The 9,029-nt window shown below is 70.9% G+C and carries 4 protein-coding genes and 1 tRNA gene; 1 reads left to right on the plus strand and 4 read right to left on the minus strand.

Annotated features, from left to right (window positions below; genetic code table 11):
• Positions 1-98: 98 nt before the first annotated feature.
• From ON38_RS06380 to ON38_RS06395, 4 genes are all read right to left on the minus strand, one after another.
• Entirely contained in the window at positions 99-1,400 is a 1,302-nt protein-coding gene (locus ON38_RS06380; protein WP_083872328.1) for an MFS transporter, read from the minus strand.
• Positions 1,397-2,527: a PLP-dependent cysteine synthase family protein gene (locus tag ON38_RS06385; protein WP_039823166.1), complete on the minus strand. Its 1,131-nt coding sequence runs from the start codon at positions 2,525-2,527 to the stop codon at positions 1,397-1,399. Before ON38_RS06385 ends, ON38_RS06380 begins: the two co-directional genes overlap by 4 nt.
• A 95-nt stretch (positions 2,528-2,622) precedes the next feature.
• On the minus strand, positions 2,623-3,054 hold the full coding sequence (gene lpqS, locus ON38_RS06390) for a putative copper homeostasis (lipo)protein LpqS (RefSeq protein ID WP_157181681.1): 432 nt from the start codon (positions 3,052-3,054) through the stop codon (positions 2,623-2,625).
• Between the two features lie 247 nt (positions 3,055-3,301).
• Positions 3,302-3,383: transfer RNA gene (locus ON38_RS06395), tRNA-Leu, on the minus strand.
• 388 nt (positions 3,384-3,771) lie between these two features.
• Between ON38_RS06395 and ON38_RS06400 the strand changes: the two genes are divergently transcribed.
• Positions 3,772-9,029: fatty acid synthase subunit beta domain-containing protein (locus tag ON38_RS06400; RefSeq protein WP_039823163.1), on the plus strand; the 5,258-nt coding region annotated here is incomplete at its 3' end.

Below are 9,029 nucleotides of genomic sequence, written 5' to 3' on the forward strand. Positions count from 1 at the left end.
TGTACGCGTCCGTCCGAGCACCTGCCCGTCTGCGCCGGGGCCGGCCCGCCCGGCCGGGTCGCAGCCGAAAGCCGGCCTGTCGGGGCCCGCCCGGGAGCTCAGCTGCCGCGGCCGGCCCGGGGACCGGGCTCCGCCGCTGCCGCGCCGTGGGGTGTGGCAGGTGCAGGTACACCCGCATCATCGGCCCCGGCCGGGCGGAGGCGAGCCAGGGCCACCGCGGAGAGGGCTCCGATCAGGGCGAGCCCGATCCAGACCAACGCCTCGGCATTCGCCGCCCGAGCGGCTCCGAATACGGCACCCGTCGCGAGATTGCCGATCAGGATGCCGATACCGACCACGCTGTTGTAGAAGCCGTAGTAGGTGGCCACCAGCCGGTCTCCGGCGAGCGTGACGACCGTGTCCATCTCGAACGGGAACACCGCGGCGGTCCCGACGGCCAGCACGGCCGCCGAGATCAGCAGGGCGGCGGCCGCGGCCCAGGTGCCGAATCGGCCCGGGACGGGGACCAGGGCCGGCGGCAGGAAGGCGCCGGCCAGGATCGTCATCCCGGCGACCAGGGCGCGCCCGGTGCCCCAGCGTGCCCGGAACCACGCCGTGATACGCAACTGGCCGGCCACCGCGATCACCCCGGAGATCACGAAGAGCGCGGAGACCAGCCACTGGGCGCCCTCTCCGGCGATCAGCTCCGCCTGCAGCGGCAGCGCGAGATACATCTGGAAGGACAGAATGTAGGACCCGATCATCGCCAGCGAGAACGCCACGAACCGGCGGTTGCGCAGCACACCCGACCAGGCCGCCCGCACCGGTACCCGAGCCTGAGCGGGCAGTTCGGGTCCCGCCGGCAGCGCCAGCAGCTGGGCTACGGTCAGCACGGCGAACACGAGCGCGGCCGCGGCGGCCACCACCCGGAAATCGAGTGTCAGCAGCCCGACCCCGATCAGCGGGCCCGCGAGAATTCCGGCCTGGTAGAAGATATTGAACAGGGCGAAGGCTTCCACCCGGCGCGACCCGGATCCGGCGGCGAGATAGGCGCGGACCGCCGGATTGAACAGTGCCCCGGCGAATCCGGTGGCGGCCGAGGCGATCAGCAATGCGGGCAGGCCGGTGGCGAACACCAGCAGCGCGAAACCACCCGTGCGCAACAGGCATCCGGCCACGATCAGGGGTTTGTAGCCCAGGCGGTCGGCCAGGGTTCCGCCGATCAGGAACATGCCCTGCTGGGAGAAATTCCGCACGCCCAGCACCAGTCCCACGGCCCACGCGGCGAGCCCGAGCGGACCGGCCAGATACCCGGCCAGAAACGGCATCAACATGTAGAAGCCGAGATTGATTCCGAACTGGTTGATCATCAGCAGCCGGACCGGGGTGTCGAAGCTGCGGAACGTGGCGAGAGTGTTCATCCGCGGGCTCCTTCGAAGGCGAGACGCCCGCGCGGATCCACCACTGTCGCGCAGCGGGTCCACGTGCGGAACTCCGCCTCGAACGGGGAGGACACCGTGGTCGGCCCGGCCGGTGGCGCCGCGCCGAGCAGATCGTGCGCGCGGCAGTACTCGTCGCTGAAGACGGTGTCGAAATAGCGTTGCGGGCCGTCGGGGAAGATCGCGGCGATCTGGACATCGGCATCGAACTGTCCGGCGGCCCAGCCCGCGACCAGGGCCACCGCACCGACGCTCCAGCCGCCGGTCGCGTGATGGGTGGTGGCCAGCGTCCGGCAGGCCCACACCGCTTCGGCCGGGGCGATCCAGTGGACCTCGTCGAACGCGGCGTAGTCGACGTTGGCGGGGTAGATGCTGGACCCGAGCCCGCGCATGAGCCGCGGTCCCGCGGGTTGCCCGAAGATGGTGGAGGACACGGTGTCCACGCCGATGAGTTTCAGGTCGGGATCGAATCGGCGCAGCACCCGCGCTACCCCCGCGGAGTGACCGCCGGTGCCCACCGCGCAGACGAGCACGTCCACGCCGCCCAGTTGTTCGATCAGTTCCACGCCCAGCGACTCGTACCCGGCCACATTGTCGGGATTGTTGTACTGGTCCGGGCACCACGCCGCCGGATCCGCCGCCAGTATCCCCGCCACTCGGTCGCGGCGCGCCTGCTGCCATCCGCCGACCGGGTCCGGCGCGGGCACCACATCCACGGTGGCGCCGTACGCCGTCAGCAACTGTTCCACGATCGGTTCCAGGCCGGGATCGGTGACCAGGGTGACCGGGTGGTGGTAGGCCACTCCGGCCAGTGCCAGGCCCAGACCCAGGGTGCCGCTGGTGGACTCCACGATCCGCGCTCCCGGCGTGAGATCGCCGCGCTCCCGCGCGCGCCGCACCATGTGCAGGGCGGGGCGGTCCTTCATCCCGCCGGGATTACTGCCCTCGAGTTTGGCCCAGAATCCGCGCCCGGCGGGAGCGAGCGGGGCGCCGACCCACAGCACCGGCGTGTTGCCCACGAGGGCCGGAGGCGTCAGGGCGGTGCCGGGCATCGAAACGATTCCCGTGGTGGTCTGCTCCGCCCATTCGGGCAGGACCACATTGTTCATGACTGTCGCTTTCTGTATCGGATCCATTCGGATCCGGTGGCGGATGGTCGGCAGCGGGCTCCGGACGGCCCCATCGGGGCGTCCGGGCGGGCCGATCAGCGCCGGGCGATACAGAAGCGGGTGAGGATCTCGCGGCCACCGGCGGCGAGCGCGCCGGCCGGGGGTCCCCGGATCCAGCGTCCGGCGGTGGGCGCGAGCGAGAGCGCGACCGTCGCGACGAGGGTCAGTGTCACCAAGAGGACCAGGGCGAATGGATCGGGGACGCGAGCGGGCAGCACCACCTGGGATACGCAGTGCACCGCATGGGCCGTGCAGTGACTTCCGGCCGGATCACCGGTGCGCTCGTGGTGGCCGGCCGCGGTCACGGCCTCGTGCGCTCGGGCGTGCGCTGCCGCTGCGGGGACGAGATCGCAGTGCAGCAGGGGCGACAGCAACGCCAGCGCCGCCAGGACGACCATGATCGCCGTGCCCCGGGGTCGCGGGTTGCGCCGGGAGGCCACGGCGGGGGTGCGCGTCGTGATCGTCATCGGCACACCTTCCTTCCCGAGCGTCGCGTCCACGGCCGGTCCGTGCCGGTCGTGGTTACTCTACCCCCGTTGGGTACGCGGTTCGGCAGGGCGCGGCGGCGGGTCGATGACCGGAAATGTTTTGCGACAGTACTTCTGGAAGTGATGAAGCCCGAGGGCGGGGGTGGCTGCGGAGGGCCGGGGGCGGGACCGGCCCAGGGTGGGCCGAAGCCCGGGGCGGTACCGGGGATCGCCCGGTCGGGGGAGGTGCGCGAGGGGGGACTTGAACCCCCACGTCCGTGGACACCAGAACCTAAATCTGGCGCGTCTGCCAATTTCGCCACTCGCGCTTGGTGGTACGACCGTCCAAACTCTACCGGTCCGTCGGCGGATCGCGAAGACGCGGGGCGGAGTTTTGTACTCGCCGGTAACCCCACCTGCGATTATAACGATTGGGTAACCGACAATATGAGGAGTGCTCACGTTTCGCGCAGGTAAGGATGGGTCCTCACCAGCGGGTTCAAACATGAGGGAGGTTCATGTTTCCGCGAATTCTGGTACAGGGGTGCACGAATACTGATCGGTAGGTGACGCACGGGCAGGCAAACGTGAGGATTCCCTCATGATTTTGTGCCATTCTCGCTGAGAGCAGGCCGACGGGTGTGGACCACCCGTGCGTGGACTGGGAGCCGGGGAAGTCTCCGAAGACATGTCGCCACGAGAGAAAGTCGAAGCGTCTTGACGATCAACGAGAGCACTGCGTCCGGGGCCGGACACCGGGTGGACGCGGCCGCAGGCAGGACCGTGACCGAGACGAATCGCACGCCGCTGCTGGACCGGTTGCGGGAAGGCACCCCGTACGCGCTCGCCTTCGGCGGGCAGGGCGCCAGCTGGCTGGGTGAACTGGCCGAGATCGGCCGCGATGCCGCCCTGGAACCCGAACTCACCGCGCTGGTCAACGAGGCGGCCACTCTGCTGGGCCCGGTCGCGGACCAGCTGCTGGTGGTGCGCCCGGTGGGATTCGACCCCGTCGCCTGGATGTTGGAGGACGAGCTCGCCGACGACGAGACCGACACCTCGGACGCGCCGCCGGAGCGGGTACTGCGCTCGGCGGCGGTATCGATGCCGGGCGTCCTGCTGACCCAGCTCGCCGCGCTGCGGGCGCTGCGGCTGCAGGGGCTGGACCCGGCCGAGTTCGCGCCGGTCGCGGTGGTCGGTCATTCGCAGGGGCTGCTGGCGGCGGCCGCGGTGCGCGCCGGCGGGGAGCGGGACGCGGAGATGCTCGCCATCGCCCAGTTGGTCGGCGCCGCGGCCGGACTGGTCGCGCGGCGGCGCGGCCTGATGCCGGTGGGCGAGCGGTCCTCGATGGTCGCGGTATCCAATGTCGATCCCGACGAACTGCGGGCGGTGCTCGCCGAGGTCTCGGCGGGTGTGGACCCGATGGCGGCCGCGGTGCTGTCGATTCGCAACGGCCGACGCCGGGTGGTGCTGTCCGGCACCCCCGACCAGCTGCGCCGCGTGCAGCAGCGCTGCGAGCAGCTGCACGCCGAACAGGATCGTGAGCGGTCGGCCAAACAGCGCGGCGGTGCGGTGTTCGCGCCGGTCTTCGAAGACCTCGATGTCGATGTCGCGTTCCACCACCCGGCGCTCGCCGACACCGTCGAACTGGTCACCGGGTGGGCCGGGCAGTGCGGGCTCGACACCGAACTCGCCGGACAGCTGGCCCGCGACATCCTGGTCGAGCCGGTCGACTGGGTCGCGACCGTGGACGAGGTGGTGGCCACCGGCGCCGAGTGGATCCTGGACCTCGGCCCGGGTGATCTGCTCTCCCGTGTCAGTGGTGGTTCGCTCAAGGGCAGCGGCGTCGGCATGATCGCCGCGGCCACCCGGGCCGGCCAGCGCAGTCTGCTGACCCCGGGCGCCACGCCGGAGGTCGCGCAGCCGTGGACCACGTTCGCGCCGCGGCCGGTGCGGCTGCCGAACGGGCGGATCGTGGTGGAGACCGCGTTCACCAAGCTCACCGGACGTTCGCCCATTCTGCTGGCGGGGATGACCCCGACCACGGTGGACGCGAAGATCGTCGCGGCCGCGGCCAATGCCGGGCACTGGGCGGAACTGGCCGGCGGCGGCCAGGTGACCGAGCAGATCTTCGCCGATCGGGTCGCCGACTTGCAGGAGCTCTTGCACCCGGGTCGGCAGGTGCAGTTCAATTCGCTGTTCCTGGACCCATACCTGTGGAAGCTGCAGCTGGGCGGAAAGCGGCTGGTTCAGCGGTCCCGCGCGGCGGGCGCTCCGTTCGACGGCGTGATCGTGACCGCCGGTATCCCGGAGCTCGAGGAAGCCGTCGCGCTGATCGAAGAACTGACCGAGGTGGGGATCAGCCACGTCGCGTTCAAACCGGGCACCGTCGCGCAGATCCGCGCGGTGCTCCGGATCGCCGACGCGGTGCCGGACTACCCGGTGATCATGCATATCGAGGGTGGTAAGGCCGGTGGGCACCACTCCTGGGAGGACCTGGACGATCTCCTGCTCGAGACCTACGCCGAACTGCGCGCCCACGGAAACGTCGTGGTCTGCGTCGGCGGCGGGATCGGCACCCCGGAGCGGGCCACCGAGTACCTGACCGGCGCCTGGTCGGCGCCGCACGGCTACCCGGCCATGCCGCTGGACGGCGTGCTGGTGGGTACCGCGGCGATGGCGACGCTGGAGGCCACCACCGCACCCGAGGTGAAGCAGCTGCTGGTCGACACCCCCGGCACCCCGGACTGGGTCGGCGCGGGCACCGCGAGCGGCGGAATGGCCTCGGGCCGCAGCCAGCTGGGCGCCGATATCCACGAAATCGACAATGCCGCCTCGCGTACCGGCCGCCTGCTCGACGAGGTGGCCGGCGACGCCGAGGCGGTGGCGCGGCGCCGGACCGAGATCATCGCCGCGCTCGACGCCACCGCCAAGCCCTACTTCGGCGACGTCGCGAGCATGACCTACCTGGCCTGGCTCGAGCGCTACGTGGACCTGGCGATCGGGCAGGAACGCCGCCAGGACTTCGACTGCGGCACCGACCTCGGTGACGCGATCACCGCGGCGACCCGGTCGGTATGGCTGGACATCAGCTGGCGCGACCGGTTCGCCGAGATGCTCCGCCGCGCCGAGGCCCGCCTCGCTCCGGCCGACCGCGGCGAGATCGACTCGCTGTTCCGCGACGAGGACCTGGAAGACCCCGCCGCCGCGCTCGCGGCGCTGCGCGAGCACTACCCGGCGGCGGCGCAGACCCTGCTGCATCCGGCGGATGTGCCGTTCTTCATCACCCTGTGCAAGACGCCGGGTAAGCCGGTCAACTTCGTTCCGGTGGTCGATCAGGACGTGCGGCGCTGGTGGCGTTCGGATTCGCTGTGGCAGGCCCACGATCCGCGGTACTCCGCCGATCAGGTCTGCGTCATCCCGGGCACCGTCGCCGTCGCCGGGATCACCCGGGTGGACGAGCCCGTGGGCGAACTGCTGGACCGGTTCGAGCAGGACACCGCCTACAAGCTGGTTCGCGACGGCCTGACGCCGATCGCGGTCGACGCCCGCCGGGTCGCCGCGGTGACCAGCGGCCCCATCGATGTGGTGCTGGCCGCGCCGGACGTGAACTGGTCGGGCCGGGCCACCGTGAACCCGGTGCACCGGCTGGGTGACCTGCACGAGTGGACCGTGGACGAGAAGGGCGCGGTGCACCCGCCGACCGGGGCCACCCTGGTGGAGACCGAGGGCCCCGAGGCCGAGCACAACTACGTGGAACTGACCGTCCCGCTGTACGCCGGACATGTGGTGCGCATCCGCATCACGGTGCCGGTGACCGTCTACAACGGCGGCGCGCCCGTGGTGACCGAAGCCGATGCCGACGCGGCCATGTCCGCGCTGCTCGGAGTGGCCGCCGGACAGGCGCTGCCGGAGGTGAAGGGCAATGTCGCGCACCTGAATCTGGCCTGGTCGCCGGATCTGGTCGCCGATCACGCCGGAGTCACCGGTGCCGGGCTGCCGGCGGAGCTGAGCACGCTGGGCCGCACGGTGCCGGATGTGCTGGTGGGCGCCTGCTGGCCGGCGGTGTTCGGGGTGCTGGGCGCGGCGCGGACCGCGGCCGACACCAGCGTCATCGAGGGCATGCTGGATCTGGTGCATCTGGACCACCGGATCGAGTTGCTGCGCGAACTGCCCGGCGAGACCAGCATTCTCGTGGTGCGGGCCGAATCCGGCGCGGTCGTGGACACCGACCTCGGCCGAGTGGTCGAGGTGGACGTCACCGTCGGCGAGATGCGGGATCAGGGCCTGGACGTGGTACCGCTGGCCCGCCTGACCGAACGGTTCGCCATCCGCGGCCGCACCGGCGCGGGTGAACTGACCGATCCGCCGCGGGCCGCGGGCACTGTGAGCGCCGATGCCACCGAGACCCCGCGCCGCCGGCGCCGCGACGTCACCATGGTGGCGCCCCGGAGTATGGCCGCGTTCGCCGCGGTCTCCGGTGACCACAACCCCATCCACACCAGCGATGCCGCCGCGAAACTCGCCGGCCTGGGCAGCCCGATCGTGCACGGCATGTGGCTGTCGGCCGCCGCGCAGCACGCGGTGTCGGCGGTGGACCCGCAGGCCTCGGTGCCGGCGCGCACGTTGACCGCCTGGACCACCCGGTTCCTGGGTATGGTCCGGCCGGGTGCCGAGATCGATGTGCGGGTGGAACGGGTCGCGGTCGACGGTGGTGACGAGATCGTCGAGGTCTCCTGCCGCACCGAGGGTGATCTGGTGATGACCGCGACCGGTCGCACCGCCGCGCCGAAGACCGTCTACGCCTTCCCGGGCCAGGGCATCCAGCGCAAGGGGATGGGCCTGGACGCGCGGTCGCGTTCCAAGGCCGCCAAGGCCATCTGGGACCGGGCCGACAAGCACACCCGGGAGGCGCTGGGCTTCTCGATCCTGGCCGTGGTACGGGACAACCCGACCTACCTGAAGGCCCGCGGGGTCGAGCACCGGCACCCGGACGGTGTGCTGCACCTCACCCAGTTCACCCAGGTCGCCATGGCGACGCTCGGTGTCGCCCAGGTCGCGGAACTCCGCGAGGCGGGTGCGTTCGTGGAGGGCGCGCTGCTGGCCGGGCATTCGGTCGGTGAGTACAACGCGCTGGCCGCCGTGGCCGGTGTGCTGCCGCTCGAGGCCGTGCTCGAGGTGGTGTTCCAGCGTGGTTCGGCCATGCACGAGCTGGTGCCGCGGGACGCGCAGGGCCGCAGTGACTACCGGATGGCCGCCATCCGGCCCTCACAGATCGGACTGCCCGACGACGAGGTCATCGGCTTCGTCGCCGGGGTCGGCGAGCAGGTCGGCGAATTCCTCGAAGTGGTGAACCTGAACCTGCGGGGTTCGCAGTACGCCATCGCGGGTACCGTCGCCGGTCTCGACGCCCTGGAGGCCGAGATCGAGCGTCGCCGGGCGGAATTCGGCGGGAAGCGCGCCTTCATCCTGGTGCCCGGTATCGATGTGCCGTTCCATTCCACCGTGCTGCGCAAGGGTGTGCCGGAGTTCCGGGGCAAGCTCGAGCAGCTGCTGCCCGAGGAACTGCAGCCGGAGGTACTGGTCGGGCGCTATATCCCGAACCTCGTGCCCAAGCCGTTCTCGCTGGAGCGGGAGTTCGTCGCCGAGATCGCCGATCTGGTGCCCTCGGAGCCGCTCGCCGCCGTCCTCGCCGATTTCGACTCCTGGGCGCAGCGCCCGAGCGAACTGTGCCGCGTGGTGCTCATCGAACTGCTGGCCTGGCAGTTCGCCAGCCCTGTGCGCTGGATCGAGACCCAGGACCTGCTGTTCGGCGAGCTGGGCGTGGAACGCTTCGTGGAGGTCGGCCTGGGTGCCACCCCGACCGTGGCGAACCTGGCCAGCCAGACCCTGAAGCTGCCCGATTTCGCCACCACCACGGTGGAGGTGCTCAATATCGAGCGCGAGGCGGCGGTGGTGTACTCCACCGATACCGACCC

Source organism: Nocardia testacea NBRC 100365 (assembly GCF_000308775.1).
Taxonomy (GTDB): domain Bacteria; phylum Actinomycetota; class Actinomycetes; order Mycobacteriales; family Mycobacteriaceae; genus Nocardia; species Nocardia testacea.